Annotated in this window: 17 protein-coding genes; 5 read left to right on the forward strand and 12 right to left on the reverse strand. The window is 55.5% G+C overall.

The window, feature by feature from the left end:
• Positions 1-146 precede the first annotated feature (146 nt).
• The 8 genes from ABLV08_RS22355 to rluE all read right to left on the reverse strand — a co-directional run bounded on the left by ABLV08_RS22355 (position 147) and on the right by rluE (position 8,025).
• On the reverse strand, positions 147-1,268 hold the full coding sequence (locus ABLV08_RS22355) for a cupin domain-containing protein (protein ID WP_063422004.1): 1,122 nt from the start codon (positions 1,266-1,268) through the stop codon (positions 147-149).
• 85 nt (positions 1,269-1,353) lie between these two features.
• Positions 1,354-2,820 (reverse strand): two-component system sensor histidine kinase PhoQ, encoded by a 1,467-nt coding sequence (phoQ, locus tag ABLV08_RS22360; protein ID WP_015705063.1) that lies wholly within the window; start codon positions 2,818-2,820, stop codon positions 1,354-1,356.
• Positions 2,817-3,491: a two-component system response regulator PhoP gene (gene phoP / locus ABLV08_RS22365; RefSeq protein ID WP_015367146.1), complete on the reverse strand. Its 675-nt coding sequence runs from the start codon at positions 3,489-3,491 to the stop codon at positions 2,817-2,819. Before phoP ends, phoQ begins: the two co-directional genes overlap by 4 nt.
• 168 nt (positions 3,492-3,659) lie before the next feature.
• The gene (gene purB, locus ABLV08_RS22370) at positions 3,660-5,030 is read right to left on the reverse strand and encodes an adenylosuccinate lyase (RefSeq protein ID WP_348856264.1); all 1,371 of its coding nucleotides are present in this window, start codon (positions 5,028-5,030) and stop codon (positions 3,660-3,662) included.
• Between the two features lie 3 nt (positions 5,031-5,033).
• Positions 5,034-5,675, reverse strand: a complete 642-nt coding sequence (gene hflD, locus ABLV08_RS22375) for a high frequency lysogenization protein HflD (protein ID WP_015367144.1) — start codon at positions 5,673-5,675, stop codon at positions 5,034-5,036.
• A 56-nt stretch (positions 5,676-5,731) separates the two neighbouring features.
• Positions 5,732-6,838, reverse strand: a complete 1,107-nt coding sequence (mnmA, locus tag ABLV08_RS22380) for a tRNA 2-thiouridine(34) synthase MnmA (protein ID WP_348856266.1) — start codon at positions 6,836-6,838, stop codon at positions 5,732-5,734.
• Positions 6,839-6,894: 56 nt separating this feature from the next.
• On the reverse strand, positions 6,895-7,353 hold the full coding sequence (locus tag ABLV08_RS22385; RefSeq protein WP_045386304.1) for an NUDIX hydrolase: 459 nt from the start codon (positions 7,351-7,353) through the stop codon (positions 6,895-6,897).
• Between the two features lie 21 nt (positions 7,354-7,374).
• Positions 7,375-8,025, reverse strand: coding sequence for a 23S rRNA pseudouridine(2457) synthase RluE (rluE, locus tag ABLV08_RS22390; RefSeq protein WP_032705674.1), 651 nt, complete (start codon positions 8,023-8,025; stop codon positions 7,375-7,377).
• A gap of 239 nt (positions 8,026-8,264) precedes the next feature.
• On the opposite strand from rluE, the gene icd reads away from it, so the two are divergent.
• The 3 genes from icd to yajD all read left to right on the forward strand — a co-directional run bounded on the left by icd (position 8,265) and on the right by yajD (position 10,494).
• Entirely contained in the window at positions 8,265-9,515 is a 1,251-nt protein-coding gene (icd, locus tag ABLV08_RS22395) for an NADP-dependent isocitrate dehydrogenase (RefSeq protein ID WP_015367140.1), read from the forward strand.
• Between the two features lie 197 nt (positions 9,516-9,712).
• Entirely contained in the window at positions 9,713-10,012 is a 300-nt protein-coding gene (locus ABLV08_RS22400) for a hypothetical protein (protein ID WP_047041657.1), read from the forward strand.
• Positions 10,013-10,146: 134 nt separating this feature from the next.
• Positions 10,147-10,494 carry an HNH nuclease YajD gene (yajD, locus tag ABLV08_RS22405; protein WP_015367133.1) on the forward strand — a complete coding sequence of 116 codons (348 nt, stop codon included), beginning with the start codon at positions 10,147-10,149 and terminating at the stop codon, positions 10,492-10,494.
• Between the two features lie 34 nt (positions 10,495-10,528).
• Here the strand turns inward: yajD and ABLV08_RS22410 are convergent, their stop codons facing one another.
• The 4 genes from ABLV08_RS22410 to ABLV08_RS22425 form a co-directional block, all read right to left on the reverse strand.
• Complete coding sequence (locus tag ABLV08_RS22410; protein ID WP_348856268.1) at positions 10,529-11,488, reverse strand: DUF523 and DUF1722 domain-containing protein; 960 nt, start codon at positions 11,486-11,488, stop codon at positions 10,529-10,531.
• A 148-nt stretch (positions 11,489-11,636) separates the two neighbouring features.
• Positions 11,637-12,365 carry a MerR family transcriptional regulator gene (locus tag ABLV08_RS22415; protein WP_348856270.1) on the reverse strand — a complete coding sequence of 243 codons (729 nt, stop codon included), beginning with the start codon at positions 12,363-12,365 and terminating at the stop codon, positions 11,637-11,639.
• A gap of 88 nt (positions 12,366-12,453) precedes the next feature.
• A complete protein-coding gene (gene tolA, locus ABLV08_RS22420) occupies positions 12,454-12,858 on the reverse strand; it encodes a cell envelope integrity protein TolA (protein WP_032714282.1) in 405 nt (134 codons plus the stop codon).
• Positions 12,859-12,984: 126 nt separating this feature from the next.
• Positions 12,985-13,335 (reverse strand): helix-turn-helix domain-containing protein, encoded by a 351-nt coding sequence (locus tag ABLV08_RS22425; protein WP_015367129.1) that lies wholly within the window; start codon positions 13,333-13,335, stop codon positions 12,985-12,987.
• A 330-nt stretch (positions 13,336-13,665) separates the two neighbouring features.
• Here ABLV08_RS22425 and ABLV08_RS22430 point away from each other — a divergent pair, with 330 nt between their 5' ends.
• Both ABLV08_RS22430 and oqxB read left to right on the forward strand, forming a co-directional pair.
• Positions 13,666-14,841: an efflux RND transporter periplasmic adaptor subunit gene (locus tag ABLV08_RS22430; RefSeq protein ID WP_313768694.1), complete on the forward strand. Its 1,176-nt coding sequence runs from the start codon at positions 13,666-13,668 to the stop codon at positions 14,839-14,841.
• Between the two features lie 23 nt (positions 14,842-14,864).
• Complete coding sequence (gene oqxB / locus ABLV08_RS22435; RefSeq protein WP_063422002.1) at positions 14,865-18,017, forward strand: multidrug efflux RND transporter permease subunit OqxB; 3,153 nt, start codon at positions 14,865-14,867, stop codon at positions 18,015-18,017.
• Positions 18,018-18,049 lie beyond the last annotated feature (32 nt).

Below are 18,049 nucleotides of genomic sequence, written 5' to 3' on the forward strand. Positions count from 1 at the left end.
TGTAGGCCCGGTAAGCGCAGCGCCACCGGGCAGGATGTGGGTTGATGTGGTTTGTAGGCCCGGTAAGCGCAGCGCCACCGGGCAGGATGTGGGTTGATGCCATTTGTAGGCCCGGTAAGCGTAGCGCCACCGGGCAGGGTGTCGACTCAGTCCTCGAAGAACCAGTATCCGCTGTTGACCAGCGCCGCTAGCATGGCGAGGAAAGATGGGTCTTCCAGCGCATCGCCGAAATGTTCGGCGCGCAGCGACAGATGTGTTGCCAGGGCGTCTAGCGCCGGGCGGTGCGGAGAGTCGATTTTCTCGCCGTTGACGAACACTTCGCCATCGATCCGCAGCACGCGCAGGCCGCCAAGGCGGGCGAGCTTATCGCCCTGCTGCAGCGCATCGTAAATTTCATCCGGCTGGTATGGCGGCTCCGGCGGCGCTACGTCAAGCTCGTGGCGGGATTGGGTAATGAACTCGCCAAACCACTGCTTAAAGTGTTCAGGTTGGTTAATCAGCCCCAGCATCATCTCCCGCAGGCGATCCAGTTCAACCGGCAGAATATCGGCCGGATGGTCGCGGGATGGCACGTCCGGATCGGCATAGCGCTGGCTGCCCAACTCTCGTTGCAAAATATAGTCAGCAAAACCGCTGAACAGCTCGCGGGCATTCGGCGCACGATAGCCGACCGAATAGTTAAGCGAATTTTCCAGCGAATAGCCTTCATGTGGGAATCCTGGCGGAATGTAGAGAATATCGCCAGGTTCCATCTCTTCATCGATGATGGCCTCGAATGGATCAACCTGTAGCAGATCGGGATGCGGGCAGTGCTGCTTCATCGGCACCTTTTCGCCCACGCGCCAGCGCCGGCGCCCGGTGCCCTGAATAATAAACACGTCGTATTGATCAAGGTGTGGACCCACGCCGCCGCCGGGAACGGAGAAAGAGATCATCAGGTCATCGATACGCCAGTCCGGCAGGGCGCGGAAGGGATGCATCAATGCCGCCGTCGGCTCGTGCCAGTTGTTTACTGCTTGCACCAGCAGCGACCAGTTGTTCTCGCTAAGATGATCGTAGCTTTCAAATGGACCATGGCTGACCTGCCATTTTCCGTCCTGATGGCTCACCAGGCGGCTGTCGACCTCATTCTCCATGGCCAGGCCGGCCAGTTCATCCGGGCTGATTGGGTCGATGAAATTGGCGAAGCCGCGCTTTAACACTACCGGGCGTTTTTGCCAGTAGCGTTCGATGAAGTCGGGCCAGTTAAGCGTTAATTGATAGTCCATATTTATATTCCACAGCAGGTGTCTGTCTGGGATTATAACGGATGCGGCGCCGCGGCGATGCAGGCGCCGTTAAAAAACTGTTGCGTTAGCTCTCTTTATCATCAGGAAGCTGGCGGCCAAAGATAACTTCCATGCAGGCGCCGCCGAGCAGGCTGTCGCCGGTCAGGATATCGCCGTCGTACTGTTCGACAATGTCGCGGGCGACAGACAGGCCTACCCCCTGACCCGGACGCAACGTATCGGCGCGCTGGCCGCGATCGAACACCGCCGTGCGTTGGTTGCGGGGGATACCGGGGCCGTCGTCCTCCACCAGAATATGCAACTGGTTGTCGTTGGTCTGGCGTACCGAGACTTCGACAAACTCCAGACAGTACTTGCAGGCGTTATCGAGAACGTTGCCCATCACTTCCATAAAGTCGTTCTGCTCGCCGACAAAGCTTATCTCCGGCGAAATATCCAGCGTGATGTTGACCCCTTTACGCTGGTAGACCTTATTTAAAGCAGAGGTCAGGCTATCCAGCAGCGGGGCGATGGGGTGCAGTTCCCGGCTGAGAAGCGCATTGCCGCTGCGCATGCTGGCGCGGTGGAGATAGTAGCCGATTTGCTGCGAGATGCGGCTAATCTGCTCCAGCATTACCGGCTCAGCTTCGCTGACGCTGATTTTCTCGCCGCGCAACGAGCGCAGGGTACTTTGCAGCACCGCCAGCGGCGTTTTCAGGCTGTGGGTTAAGTCAGTGAGGGTGGTTCGGTATTTGTCATAGCGGTCACGCTCGCTTTTCAGCAGGCGATTGAGGTTACTGACCAGGCCGGTAAGTTCACGAGTGGTGTGAGAATCGAGCCTCTCGCGATGATGTTCTTCCAGCTCGCGGACCTCTTTCGCCAGGGATTCGATAGGGCGTAAACTCCACCAGGCGGCAAGCCACAGCAGCGGAATGACCAGCAACAGGTTGGCCGCCAGCACGTAAATAAACCAGCTCCACACCATGTAAGAGCGTTTTAGCTCCACCGGAATGGTGTCGACCACCACAATACTCAATTGCGGCATCGTCGCGGTGGCTGGATAGAGATTAATCGCCACCGAGTGCGTCATCTCCGAGGAGTCGTCTTCCTCGCGGATGGCGTCAAGCTGTTCGCGCATTTCATCATTATTGCGCAGCAGCAGACTACTGCTGCCAACATCGGCTTCTATTTCATGAAAGCCGTTGCTTTTCAGCCATTCAGGTTGGATCCGCTTCACCAGCCACGGGACGTCATGCTGCGCCCACAGCAGTTTACCTTTGGCGTCGTAAATCAGCGTCACCGTCGGGCTCTGCATGTTCAGGTGTTCGGGGATATCGACATCGATGTGGTTATTTTCCCACTTCGCCAGCATGTAGAACAGGTTGCTCTCGCCGCGCAGCAGGCGGAAGGTGGTTTTATCAAAGCTCACGCTGTAGCCTACCAGCGCAACCATGCCGTACGCCAACGACAGGATCAGTACCACGGCGGCGGTCGCCAGCAGAAAGCGGACGCGCAGAGAAAGCGGAAGAATATGTCGTAACACGCTTTTCATCCGCGCAGTTCGAATAAGTAGCCCTGGCCGCGCACGGTGGTGATCACGTCCTGCGGATATTGCGCCTGGATTTTCTTACGCAGCCGCCCCATCAGCACATCGATGGTGTGGCTTTCGCGGAGTTCGGCATCCGGGTAGAGCTGCAGCATTAGCGAATCTTTGCTCACCACTTTGCCGCGGTTACGGATCAGCGTTTCCATGATGGTGTACTCAAAGGCGGTGAGCTTGATCGGCTGTTCATTGACCGACAACTCGCGGCGCGATAAATCCACCTGGAACGGCGGGATCGAGATAACCTGCGAGGCCAGGCCACTATTGCGACGCAGCAACGCCTGCATGCGGGCGGCGACCTCTTCGATATGGAAGGGTTTGGTGACGTAATCATCGGCGCCAGCGCTCAGCACCTCAACTTTATCCTGCCAGCCTTCACGGGCGGTCAGCACCAGTACCGGTACCGATACGTCGTGACTGCGCCAGCGGCGGATTAGCGACAGACCGTCTTCATCCGGTAGGCCGAGGTCAACGATGGCGACATCCGGGATGTGCTCGCCCAGGTAGTAGTCTGCTTCCTTTGCATCTTCCGCAGCATCCACCTGATGCCCCAATTCCTGTAGCTGGACCTTGAGGTGATGGCGCAGCAGAGCATTATCCTCAACGACGAGTACGCGCATGCCCATTCTCCATTTCATTTTCGATTTTAATAGTTTAACGCCATTATGTGGGGCTGGGGGTAAACATTATTTAAACCAGGCGGGAGAGCGCGTTTTTCTGCGTGGAAAGTGGGGGATTGCCAGGTAGCATGCGCGAAGAGATTGCCCATGCTACCTGAGTCAGGCCGGTTACTTCAGCTCGTCGACCATGGTGGTCGCGCGGCCGATGTAGTTAGCCGGGGTCATCGCCTTCAGGCGGATTTTTTCTGCTTCCGGCAGCGGCAGGCCGTCGATGAACTGCTGCATGCCTTCGGCATCAACGCGCTTACCGCGGGTCAGTTCTTTCAGCTTCTCGTACGGTTTTTCGATACCGTAGCGGCGCATGACGGTCTGGATCGGCTCAGCCAGCACTTCCCAGTTGTGATCCAGTTCGTCCAGCAGACGATCCTGGTTCAGCTCCAGTTTGCTCACGCCTTTCAGCGTGGATTGGTACGCGATCAGCGCATAGCCGATACCTACGCCGAGGTTACGCAGCACGGTGGAGTCGGTCAGGTCGCGCTGCCAGCGGGAAACCGGCAGTTTGCTGGCCAGATGCTGCATCACGGCGTTCGCCAGGCCGAGGTTGCCTTCGGAGTTTTCGAAGTCAATCGGGTTCACTTTATGCGGCATGGTCGAAGAGCCGATTTCACCGGCGATGGTTTTCTGTTTGAAGTGGTTGAGCGCAATGTAGCCCCACACATCGCGATCGAAATCGATCAGGATGGTGTTGAAGCGCTCCATGCAATCGAACAGTTCGGCAATGTAGTCGTGCGGCTCGATCTGGGTGGTGTACGGGTTCCATTGAATGCCAAGCGAAGTAACGAACTCTTCGCTGAACTGGTGCCAGTCAACTTCCGGATAGGCAGCGATGTGGGCGTTGTAGTTACCGACCGCGCCGTTGATTTTACCGAGGATTTCCACCTGATTCAGCTGACGGTACTGGCGCTCCATACGGTAGGCGACGTTGGCCATCTCTTTGCCCATGGTGGACGGGGTAGCCGGTTGACCGTGAGTACGAGAAAGCAGCGGCACGTCACGGTATTGGGTCGCCAGATCTTTAATCGCGTCAATCAGCTTGCGCCAGTACGGCAGCACCACTTCGTCACGGGCGGTTTTCAGCATCAGCGCGTGCGACAGGTTGTTGATGTCTTCAGAAGTACAGGCGAAGTGAATGAATTCTGACACCGCGTGCAGCTCGGCGATATCGGCGACTTTTTCCTTGAGGAAATATTCTACCGCTTTCACGTCGTGGTTGGTGGTGTGTTCGATGGTTTTGATACGCTCCGCGTCCTCTACGCTGAAGTCGGCAACGATTTTATCAAGGAAACCGTTTGCGTCGGCAGCAAAAGCAGGAACTTCCTTGATCGCTGCGTGCGCGGCCAGTTTTTGCAGCCAGCGGACTTCTACCTGTACACGGAATTTCAGCAAACCGAATTCGCTGAAGATACCGCGCAGCGCGCTGACTTTATCGCCGTAGCGGCCGTCTACGGGGGAAACGGCGGTCAGTGAGGATAATTCCATAAATCATAACTCCGGGGTTAAATGAGCAAGAATTTGTTTTGCCTGGTTAACCAGACGATTGCGAGAAAACATGAGCTGCAGACGTCCGCCGCCAACCTGATGCCAGAGCACGGCGGAACGAATGCCGGCGAGCAGGGTAGAACGGACTTTCGCCTGAACCTGCGGGCTTTGCAGCACGGCAGGGGAACCTGTGACCTGAATGCGCGGCCCCAGCGGACTGATGACGTCAACGTAAATGCCGGCCATCGCGCTGAGCAGCGTTTCAGATTGTAGATCAAAATGTTCTAACTGACGGCGCAGGCCGCCGATGCGGTTGCCGAGGGTATCCATCGCCCCTTTGCTGGCGGCGAGTTTACGTTCCAGCACCATCAGGCTTAATGTGTAGCGGGTGAGCTCCGCGTTGAGGCCCTGACGGCTGCTGGTATTCAGCACGCCGAGCAGAGTCTCAAGCCCGAGACGAAGATTGGCTTCACTCCCACCGAATACCGCCAGCGTTGAATCCGGGTCGAGATCGATGATGCTGTTCAGCGAAACGTGCAGGGCGTCGCTGTCGCAATGCCCCTGATGCGCCAGTTGCTGAACCAGCCGCGCTGCCTGGCAAACGCCCGCCAACGCCAGAGTGATGTCATAATAATTCTTCGCCACGCTTACTCCTTGTAACCCGCCGGGCGTTAATCAGGCATCCGGCGGAAAATGGTCGATCAAGACGCCAGCGGCAGACGCTGTTCGATAATTCCGCCGCCGAGACACACTTCGCCGCTATAGAAAACAGCCGACTGTCCCGGCGTCACGGCGGCGACGGGTTCATCAAAGATAACCTCGATGCGGTCGTCATCCAGCGCCTTCACGGTGCAGGGGATGTCGGTCTGGCGGTAGCGGGTTTTCACCGTGCAGCGAAGGGTGCCCTGCAGCGGCTGACGATCGACCCAGTGTAACTGCTGGGCAATCAGGCCGACGGACATCAGACGCGGGTGATCGTGACCCTGGGCGACGATCAGCACGTTGTTTTCCACGTTTTTATCGACCACATACCACGGATCTTCGCTACCTTCTTTGGTGCCGCCGATGCCGAGCCCTTTACGCTGGCCGAGGGTGTGATACATCAGCCCCTGGTGTTCGCCGATCTCATCGCCGTCGACGGTGATGATTTTGCCCGGCTGCGCAGGCAGATAGCGGCCCAGGAAGTCGCGGAACTTACGCTCGCCGATAAAGCAGATGCCGGTAGAGTCTTTTTTCTTCGCGGTGATAAGATCCAGCTCTTCGGCGATTTTACGCACCTGCGGTTTTTCCAGCTCACCGACCGGGAACAGACTTTGCGCGATTTGTTCGTGGCTGAGGGTGTAGAGGAAATAGCTCTGGTCTTTATTGCCGTCGAGCCCGCGCAACAGTTGGCTTTTGCCGTTGACATCGGCGCGGCGCACGTAGTGACCGGTGGCGATGTAGTCAGCGCCGAGGTCTTCTGCGGCGAACTCAAGGAAGGCTTTGAATTTGATCTCTTTGTTGCACAGGATATCCGGGTTCGGCGTACGGCCTGCTTTATACTCTTCGAGGAACAGCTCGAAGACGTTATCCCAGTATTCTGCGGCAAAGTTGACGGTATGCAGTTCAATACCGAGCTTATCGCAGACGGCTTGCGCGTCGGCGAGGTCGGCAGCGGCGGTGCAGTATTCCTCACCGTCGTCTTCCTCCCAGTTCTTCATGAACAGGCCTTCCACCTTATACCCTTGCTGTTGCAGAAGGTAGGCGGAAACAGAGGAATCGACGCCGCCGGACATGCCGACGATCACTTTTTTTGGACTTTCTGACATTGGAATACTCACCACATTGAACTTCAAGGCGGCGTATTCTAGCACGCGCTAACCGTTCAGGCACCCCCTGTGAACGGCCAGTTAAATTCCGCAATCAGCGACAGCGGATGCCGCGGATCCTGCTGATAGCTGCGAATGCTTTCCGCCACCAGCGGCGAGCGCAAGTTTTTAGCGTTAAGAATTTCCTCAGCGCTGAGCCACAGACAGCGATCGATGTCGCTGTCGTGCGGTTCAGTAGCGCACGTATCGTTAAGCTCAATGGCAAACAGGAAGCGCAGGAACGGCGTATTATCCGGGGCCTGCCACTGGTGCATGCGGATGAAGTGCTGCGGCGCGGCGCGAATACCGGTCTCCTCCCACAGTTCGCGCTCGGCGGCCTGCACCAGGGTCTCATTGGCCTCAAGATGACCGGCTGGCTGGTTCCATAGCGCTTTGCCGTTAATCGTCTCTTCAACAATCAGGAATTTGCCTTTGGCGTGAACCACGCAGGCGACGGTGACGTGCGGTTTAAACATCGAGCTTCCTTATGAATGCGGTTATTCGGTTTGACGCCACTCGCCGTTGGCTAAACCATCAAGCGTATAGCCGCCCATGGCGTAGCGAATTAGCCTTAGCGTCGGAAAACCGACGTGGGCGGTCATCCGGCGAACCTGACGGTTGCGCCCCTCATATAGGGTGATTTTTAGCCAGCGAGTGGGAATCGATTTACGCTCGCGAATCGGCGGATTGCGCGGCCAAAGCCAGGCGGGTTCATCCACCAGCTCCACGCCGGCGGGCAGGGTGGGGCCATCGTTGAGCGTCACCCCGTCGCGCAGCGCGCGGATCGCTTCTTCTGTAGGTTCGCCTTCCACCTGAACGAAATAAATTTTGCCGGTGCGCTTACCGGGCTGGGTTAGTTTTGCCTGTAGCGCGCCGTCGTTGGTCAGCACCAGCAGACCTTCGCTGTCGCGGTCAAGGCGACCGGCAGCGTAAACGCCGGCGACAGGGATAAAATCCTTCAGCGTGCGGCGCCCGGACTCGTCGGTAAATTGCGGCAACACATCGTAGGGTTTATTGAACAAGATCACAGTTTTAAGCTGGCGTTCTTTACGTTGTCTGGTCACTTGTTGTGTGCTGAATCGCTCAACGCGATGTTTTCTAAATGAAGTTTTCTGCATGGTATTTTCAGGCTCTCTCAATTGCCGCATTATAGCCTAATTACGAATGCCTTTCATGGACGCAAACATTCAGGTAGTATTGACATGCTCATTACAAATTATTAACAAAAAATTGCTCAAACCGATTCGCAATACAGGCAGGAAGGCAACACGGACGCGAATCTCCGGTTAGCGGGGCAACCCGGTACTCAGGAGTAGGCCGACTAAGCCAACACCAGGCTCGCGTGAAGAGGGAAGAGCAGAACCAGAAGCGCTCGAAGGAGAGGTTAATGGAAAGCAAAGTAGTAGTTCCGGCGGAAGGTCAGAAAATCACCCTGCAAAACGGCAAACTGAACGTCCCTCATAACCCGATTATCCCGTTCATTGAAGGCGACGGTATCGGTGTTGACGTTACCCCAGCGATGCTGAAAGTGGTTGATGCCGCCGTTGAGAAAGCCTATAAAGGCGAGCGTAAAATTTCCTGGATGGAAGTTTACACCGGTGAAAAATCTACCCACGTTTACGGCCAGGATGTCTGGCTGCCTGCTGAAACCCTCGATCTGATTCGTGATTACCGTGTTGCTATTAAAGGTCCTCTGACGACGCCAGTTGGCGGCGGCATCCGTTCTCTGAACGTGGCGCTGCGTCAGGAGCTGGATCTCTACGTTTGCCTGCGTCCGGTACGTTACTATCAGGGCACCCCGAGCCCGGTTAAACACCCGGAGCTGACCGATATGGTTATCTTCCGTGAAAACTCCGAAGATATTTATGCGGGTATCGAGTGGAAAGCAGATTCTGCCGAAGCTGACAAAGTTATCAAATTCCTGCGCGATGAGATGGGTGTGAAGAAAATTCGCTTCCCGGAACATTGCGGTATCGGCATCAAGCCGTGCTCTGAAGAAGGGACCAAACGCCTGGTACGCGCCGCTATCGAATATGCGATCACTAACGATCGTGATTCCGTGACCCTGGTGCACAAAGGCAACATCATGAAGTTCACCGAAGGCGCGTTCAAAGACTGGGGTTACCAGCTGGCTCGCGAAGAGTTCGGCGGTGAGCTGATCGATGGCGGCCCGTGGGTGAAAATCAAGAACCCGAAGACCGGCAAAGAGATCGTGGTTAAAGACGTGATCGCCGATGCGTTCCTGCAGCAAATCCTGCTGCGTCCGGCTGAATACGATGTTATCGCCTGTATGAACCTGAACGGCGACTATATCTCTGACGCCCTGGCGGCGCAGGTTGGCGGTATCGGTATCGCGCCGGGCGCCAACATTGGCGACGAGTGCGCGCTGTTCGAAGCCACCCACGGTACCGCGCCGAAGTATGCCGGCCAGGATAAAGTGAACCCAGGTTCCATCATCCTGTCTGCAGAAATGATGCTGCGCCACATGCAGTGGTTTGAAGCCGCAGACCTGATTGTTAAAGGCATGGAAGGCGCCATCGCCGCCAAGACCGTGACCTATGACTTCGAACGTCTGATGGAAGGCGCTAAACTGCTGAAATGCTCTGAGTTCGGCGACGCGATCATCAAAAACATGTAATCCATTTTTCTGGATTAATGCGAAACGGGAGCCTAAGGGTTCCCGTTTTTATTTGTTGTGTACCGGGTTATCCATAATTAAATAACAGTGAGCTATCCATGCCCGCTGCCGCTTGCTACGGTAAACCATCCATTGGCTGTATTTATTGCCATATTTTTCCTGGTTTTTTTCAGGTTATTATTATTAGAGGTGATATTATGAAAAAGATTATTCTGACCCTGGTATTAGCATCAGCAAGTATTTCTGCCTTCGCGGGTTACCATCCGGTCGCAAGGACCGCAGCTGTAGCCTCAGCCGATCATCCGGTGGCGGTCGCGGCGGCAACCAGTGATAATGGCAACCATCCGGTGGCGCGCACCGCGGCTGTCGCTTCGGCTGACCATCCGGTGGCGGTGGCGGCGGCAACCAGCGATAACGGTCGCCATCCTGTGGCGCGTACCACGGTTGTCGCTTCAGCGGATCATCCGGTCGCGGCGGCGGCAGTGACCAGCCATTAATAATCATCTTCCCGGCGCCACGCCGGGATTTTGCCCCCGCCCACCTCAGCGCATCGATTTCCTTTCCTGCTCCGTTTTACGCTATATTGGCGCTATTATCGTAAATTATCTCTTTATCACAGGTAACATCTGCCATGGCTTTGATCCCCAAAAACTACGCCCGCCTGGAAAGTGGCTATCGCGAGAAGGCGCTTAAAATTTATCCATGGGTATGCGGACGCTGCTCGCGCGAATTTGTCTACTCCAACCTGCGTGAACTGACGGTACATCACATCGATCACGATCATACCAATAACCCGGAAGATGGCAGCAACTGGGAGCTATTGTGCCTCTATTGCCACGATCATGAGCACTCCAAGTACACTGAGGCCGACCAGTACGGTACCAGAGTGGTGGCCGGTGAAGATGCGCAAAAGGATGTCGGTGAAGCCACCTACAATCCTTTTGCCGATTTAAAAGCCATGATGAACAAGAAGAAGTAGTCACGCTTCGTCGTAATTGCACACCGCCTGGCGGTTAATTAACGCCCAGGCGCAGGGCTAAGGCCTGCGGGTAGGGATCAAAATAGTTTTGCGTCTGTAGATAGCGATCAGGATACTCGGCCAGGTAATGCTTAAGCAGCGTAAGGGGCGCCAGGATTGGGAGCAGCCCCGCGCGATAATGCAGTATCACGTCACGCAGCTCGCCGCGCTGGCGGCTATTCAACCGTTCGCGGAAATAGCCCTGAATATGCATCAGCACATTGGTGTGGTTTTTCCTGGAGGCGGTATTTTTCAGGATCGCCATCAGCTTATCGCGGTAGGCGACGAAAAAGGCATCCAGGTCTTGCCATTGATGCATCGACGCGACGAAAGGGCCAATTTCTCGATAGCCGGCCTGATGATGCGCCAGTAGCTGCAGTTTATAGCGGCTATGAAAATCCATTAACGCCCGACGGGTCAGGCCATTGGCCCGCAGCGTATTCAGTTCATGCAGGGCGAAAAGACGCTCGACAAAATTCTCTCTTAACTGCGGGTCGTGCAGTCGTCCATCCTCTTCTACCGGCAACCACGGATAGGCTTCCATCAACGCGTGGGTAAACAGGCCGGTTCCTTCTTTGCGCCCGCGGTTGCCATTTTCATCATACAGGCGCACGCGTTCCATGCCGCAGCTCGGTGATTTGGCGCAGACGATAAAACCTGCTAATTCGCCAAGCCCAGGCAGGTAACCGGCGGTAAAGTCCGCCATTTTGCCCGTGACATCGTCGTGCGGCTCGCTGCTAAAACGCATCTGAATCTCACCTTCGTCGGTCCGCACCAGGCGCAGAGCCGGACGAGGAGAGCTGAGACCGATGGCCATTTCCGGACAAATGGGTTTGAAGGTTACCCACGGCGCCAGTTCATCCATCGCAAATGGCAATCGTTTATGTCCGCCATCAAAGCGCACGGACGAGCCGGTTAAACAGCCGCTGATGCCAATGACAGGTTGCTTATTCATGGCGTACTCCTCGCTTTGCTCTCACTGGATGGGCCATCGCGCAAAAACGGTTAGCCCGATACATTAAACTTACACAATCACGTATTTTTGTCCAAGTTTTTGGCGTGCTTTTTTAGCGGAGAACATGGCGTAGGGGAGCAAAGCTTTTTTACAAGGAGATAACGTCCAGAGAAATAACCAATTGACGCCAGAGATCTATCTGTCTCTGGCGTGCGGCGGTGAGCTGGCCCGTGGTCACCAGCAACCAGTGGCGTTGAGGAAATATTTCCGGGGCCAGCGCGGTGGACGGCATCGGTAGCACATCGATGCGATGACCTTGTCCGGTACGCATGAGCGCTTCCAGCCAGATTTCACATGGGTCGCTCAGGTGCCAGCCGGTAATCAGAGAGTTATCGCCCGGCGCGCGTTTATCGCCTTCAAGACAAAAAGAGGTGTAGGAGATAATGATGCCGTCGAGGATCTCACGTAGGGTCTGCATCGCCGGCACATTAGCCGATACTTTACTGCGTAACGGGCGCAATACGTTGGAAACCAGCTCAGGGCGGGGATTTTCCCGACCGGCATCGTAGATCAGCTGGCGCAGGGATTCGATTTTTCCCTCTTTCAGCTGCTGCAGCATATTGTCCTGCAGGACAAGCCAGTTATCACCAGGGCCGGCGTCAGGACGGGTCAACAGCGGTTTAACCTGGCTTACAGGCACGCCTTTTTTTACCCAGTCGAGAATTTTTAGCGCCAGTTGGACATCATCATCGTTATAGAGGCGGTGGCCTCCATCGGTACGCTCGGGTTTTAGCAGGCCGTACCGGCGTTGCCAGGCCCGCAGCGTGGTCGCATTGATGCCGCAAAGACGGGAAAATTCGCCGATGGAGTAGGACATTCCGTATACCTGATAACAGAGATTGTTTTTAATATACTACGAATTACGGTTGGTTGAATGCCATGCTGCTGGTAATAAAGCGCTAGTCTTATGCTTTAAAATCGATACTGGTATTTTTAAACGTCTGATAAGCGTCATCATCCGGCGCGGCGGGAATGTCTGCTTGCATAAATGCGGCTACAACAGTGTTGCATAGTTCTTCATCACCCTTTTCCACGGTAGCGGAATTTACGGTGCCATCACGCTGCAGCGACAAACGAATTCGACAGGTTTGCCCGGGATACTCCACGGAATCAGGCATTTTTGCCCTGATGGCGGTCATTATCTGTCGGGCGTAGGTAACCCGACTCGATGGTTTCGACGAAGGGAGGCTGGCGAACAGATCGTCTACTTCAGTGGCGCTCGCCGCCGCGCGCGGCGTGGGCTGATGATGGTGACAACCTGCCAGCAGTAAAGGGAACAATAACAACACCAACGGCGATTTGTTCAGCATGGTAACGCGTCCTTGTTTGTTTGGTATGGGCCAATCATAACGGTAGGCGCTACGCCCTGATAGCTGCTAAACATAGGTGCTTCTACTGTTCGCTCGCCGAATCTCTGAGGACAATTATCACGACTGTTAGCGTAAATGCTGTGTTTCTGCGCCGCAGATACTGCGTCGCCAGGCGCCGGGCGCCTGACCATACTGGCGCTTGAAGCTGCGGTTAAAGGATTGCTGGGAGTCGAAACCCAGTGCGATCGCCACGTTTAAAATAGGCTCGTCGCTGTTGGCTAAGCGTTCGACCGATCTTTGTAGCTTATGCATGCGAATATATTCAGCGAGAGGGTAACCGGTGTGCTCCTTGAAGATCCGCTGCAGGTGCCATTTCGAATAGCCCGCACGCCTGGCAACGGTCTCAATATCCAGACGGCTCTCGAGATTGTTGTCGATCCAATCGAGTAGATCGTGAATAACCGCAGCAGTGTTCATCTTGTTGCTCCACGCAGATAATAAAAGCATCTTTAATTGTTGCATTTAAGGTGGCCCGTTTTAGCATTAATTGCAAGTTTTATTGTTGCAATTAATTCCCTGCCTGAAATGGGCTTTTTTCGATCCAGAAGAATAGCACATAAAGTGCAACAATTATTCTTGCACTTAGTTTAGCGCCTTCCTACAATCGCCGCGATAGTGTATTCGCAACTGTTACAGTTTTGTGGCGATGAACGACACAAATGGCCTCAAGCCTGCCCGGACAAAGGAAGTGGCGCAGCGTCTCCCGCAGCGTCTTGCCCGGCGGCGACAATTACCGGAATAAAAATAATGAGCCTGCAAAAAACCTGGGGAAAACGTCATCTGACTGCAGTAGGTATGGTGCTACTCTCGGCGCTGCTCGCCGGCTGCGATGAAGGCGTCGCGCAAAACGCCGCGCCGCAAGCGCCTGCCGTCAGCGCCGCTGAGGTGGTGGTGAAATCCATTAGTCAGTGGGATAGCTTTAATGGCCGGATTGAGGCGGTGGAAAGCGTGCAGCTACGTCCCCGCGTTTCTGGTTATATTGATAAAGTGAATTACACCGACGGTCAGGAGGTGAAGAAGGGGGAGGTGTTATTCACCATTGACGATCGAACCTATCGCGCGGCGCTGGAACAGGCGCAGGCAACCCTGGCGAGAGCGAAAACGCAAGCCAGCCTGGCGCGCAGTGAAGCAAACCGTACCGATAAATTAATCAATACCAATCTGGTTTCACGTGAAGAGTGGGAGCAGCGCCGCTCTGCAGCGGTCCAGGCGCAAGCGGATATTCGCGCCGCGCAGGCGGCGGTTGATGCCGCGCAGCTTAATCTGGATTTCACCAAAGTGACCGCGCCTATTGATGGCCGCGCCAGCCGCGCGTTAATCACCAGCGGTAATCTGGTCACCGCTGGCGATACCGCCAGCGTCCTTACCACGCTGGTGTCGCAGAAAACGGTTTATGTCTACTTTGACGTGGATGAGTCGACCTATCTTCACTACCAAAATCTTGCCCGCAGGGGGCAGGGGGCCTCCAGCAGCCACCAGGCATTGCCGGTTGAGATCGGCCTTGTGGGCGAAGAGGGCTACCCTCATCAGGGCAAAGTGGATTTTCTGGATAATCAGTTAACGCCGAGCACCGGTACGATCCGCATGCGCGCGCTGCTGGACAATTCGCAGCGTCTGTTCACGCCAGGGCTCTTTGCCCGCGTCCGCTTGCCGGGTAGCGCTGAATTCAAAGCCACGCTTATCGACGACAAAGCGGTACTGACCGATCAGGACCGTAAATATGTCTATATCGTTGATAAAGAGGGTAAAGCCCAGCGTCGCGATATTACGCCGGGGCGGTTGGCTGCCGGTTTACGTATCGTCAAACAGGGATTGAACCCTGGGGATAAAGTCATCGTCGATGGTTTGCAAAAAGTGTTTATGCCGGGAATGCCGGTTAACGCGAAGACCGTTGCCATGACCACCAGCGCCGCACTTAACTGATCCCTTTTCTGAGAATCCGATCTATGGACTTTTCCCGCTTTTTTATCGACAGGCCGATTTTTGCCGCCGTGCTGTCGATTCTGATTTTTATCACCGGCTTGATCGCCATTCCGCTGTTGCCGGTCAGCGAATATCCTGATGTCGTACCGCCTAGCGTGCAGGTGCGGGCGGAGTACCCCGGCGCTAACCCGAAAGTGATCGCCGAAACCGTGGCGACGCCATTGGAAGAAGCCATCAACGGCGTCGAAAATATGATGTACATGAAGTCCGTCGCAGGCTCTGACGGCGTACTGGTCACTACCGTCACTTTCCGTCCGGGAACCGACCCCGATCAGGCGCAGGTTCAGGTGCAAAACCGGGTCTCGCAGGCCGAGGCGCGTCTCCCGGAAGATGTGCGCCGTTTAGGCATCACCACCCAGAAGCAATCGCCAACGCTGACGCTGGTGGTGCATCTGTTTTCACCCGGCGGTAAGTACGATTCACTGTATATGCGTAACTACGCCACGTTGAAAGTAAAAGATGAACTCGCGCGTTTGCCAGGCGTCGGGCAGATCCAGATTTTTGGCTCGGGTGAATATGCGATGCGCATCTGGCTGGATCCCAATAAGGTTGCGGCGCGCGGGTTAACCGCATCGGATGTGGTGACGGCGATGCAGGAGCAAAACGTTCAGGTTTCCGCCGGACAGCTGGGCGCCGAGCCGCTGCCGAAAGAGAGCGATTTTTTGATCTCTATTAACGCCCAGGGGCGTCTGCATACGGAAGAAGAGTTTGGCAATATTATTCTGAAAACGGCGCAAGACGGTTCGCTGGTGCGCCTGCGCGACGTGGCGCGTATCGAAATGGGCTCGGGTAGCTATGCGTTACGTTCCCAGCTTAACAATAAAGACGCGGTCGGGATTGGTATTTTCCAGTCGCCGGGGGCGAATGCTATCGATTTGTCTAACGCCGTACGCGCGAAAATGAACGAACTCTCCACCCGTTTCCCGGAAGATATGAAATGGGCGGCGCCGTACGATCCGACCGTGTTTGTGCGCGATTCGATTCGCGCGGTGGTGCAAACGCTGCTGGAAGCGGTAGTGTTGGTGGTGCTGGTGGTAATTTTGTTCCTGCAGACGTGGCGTGCGTCGATTATTCCGCTTATCGCGGTGCCGGTATCGGTGGTGGGTACCTTCAGCATTCTTTATCTGCTGGGCTTTTCGCTGAATACCCTGAGTCTGTTCGGGTTGGTACTGGCGATCGGTATCGTCGTGGATGATGCCATCGTGGTGGTGGAAAACGTCGAACGAAACATCGAAGAGGGGCTGGCGCCACTAGCGGCGGCGCATCAGGCGATGCGCGAAGTCTCCGGGCCGATTATCGCTATCGCGCTGGTGTTGTGCGCGGTGTTTGTGCCGATGGCGTTCCTCTCCGGGGTAACGGGGCAGTTTTATAAGCAGTTTGCGGTGACGATTGCGATATCGACGGTGATCTCCGCCATCAACTCCCTGACGCTCTCGCCAGCGCTGGCTGCGCTGCTGTTAAAACCGCACGGCGCGGCGAAAGACTTCCCGACCCGGCTTATCGATCGCTTGTTCGGCTGGATTTTCCGTCCGTTTAACCGTTTTTTCCATCGTAGCTCAAACGGCTATCAGGGGCTGGTAGGCAAAACGCTCGGGCGACGCGGCGCGGTGTTTGTGGTCTACGTCCTGCTGCTCTGCGCCGCTGGCGTGATGTTTAAAGTCGTACCCGGCGGGTTTATTCCGACGCAGGATAAACTGTATTTAATTGGCGGCGTGAAAATGCCCGAAGGCTCTTCACTGGCGCGCACCGACGCCGTGATCCGCAAAATGAGCGAAATCGGTATGAATACCGAAGGCGTGGATTATGCGGTGGCTTTTCCGGGGCTTAATGCGCTGCAGTTCACCAATACGCCGAATACCGGGACGGTCTTTTTTGGTCTGAAACCGTTCGATCAGCGAAAACACACCGCAGCGGAAATTAATGCCGAGATTAATGCCAAAATCGCGCAAATTCAGCAGGGCTTTGGTTTCTCGATTCTGCCGCCGCCGATTTTAGGACTGGGTCAGGGGTCCGGTTATTCACTGTATATTCAAGATCGCGCCGGTCTGGGTTATGGCGCGTTGCAAAACGCAGTGAACGCGATGTCGGGTTCGATTATGCAGACGCCGGGGATGCATTTCCCGATCTCGACCTATCAGGCGAACGTGCCGCAGCTGGATGTGCAGGTCGATCGAGATAAAGCGAAAGCGCAGGGCGTGTCGTTGACCGACCTTTTCGGGACGCTGCAAACTTATCTGGGGTCATCGTATGTGAATGACTTTAACCAGTTTGGGCGTACCTGGCGCGTAATGGCGCAGGCTGACGGGCCGTTCCGCGACAGCGTGGAAGATATTGCTAATTTACGTACCCGCAATAATCAGGGCGAAATGGTGCCGATTGGCAGTATGGTGAATATTAATACCACCTACGGACCGGATCCGGTGATTCGCTACAATGGTTATCCGGCGGCGGATTTGATTGGCGATGCCGATCCCCGCGTGCTCTCGTCCACGCAGGCGATGACGCTGCTGGCAGGCATGTCTAAGCAGATACTGCCGAATGGGATGAATATTGAGTGGACGGATCTCAGCTTCCAGCAGGCCACGCAGGGCAATACGGCGCTAATCGTCTTCCCGGTCGCGGTACTGTTGGCGTTCCTGGTGCTGGCGGCGCTATATGAAAGCTGGACGCTACCGCTGGCGGTGATCCTTATCGTCCCGATGACCATGCTCTCCGCGCTGTTTGGCGTCTGGCTGACCGGCGGCGACAATAACGTATTTGTGCAGGTGGGGCTGGTGGTGCTGATGGGGCTGGCCTGTAAAAACGCGATTCTGATTGTCGAGTTTGCCCGCGAACTGGAAATTCAGGGCAAAGGGATTATGGAAGCGGCGCTGGAAGCCTGTCGTCTGCGTTTACGTCCGATTATCATGACCTCGATTGCCTTTATTGCCGGGACGATTCCGCTGATTCTTGGCCACGGCGCGGGGGCGGAAGTGCGCGGCGTCACCGGGATCACGGTGTTCTCCGGTATGCTCGGCGTGACGCTGTTTGGGCTGTTCCTGACGCCGGTGTTTTACGTGACGCTGCGAAAACTGGTGACGCGCGGCAAACCGCTTAGGGACGTCCTGCCTGAGTAGGTCGCTGCTAATAACAAAAAACCGCCTTTTCG

This window comes from Klebsiella sp. CN_Kp088 (genome assembly GCF_040064335.1).
Classification (GTDB): domain Bacteria; phylum Pseudomonadota; class Gammaproteobacteria; order Enterobacterales; family Enterobacteriaceae; genus Klebsiella; species Klebsiella aerogenes.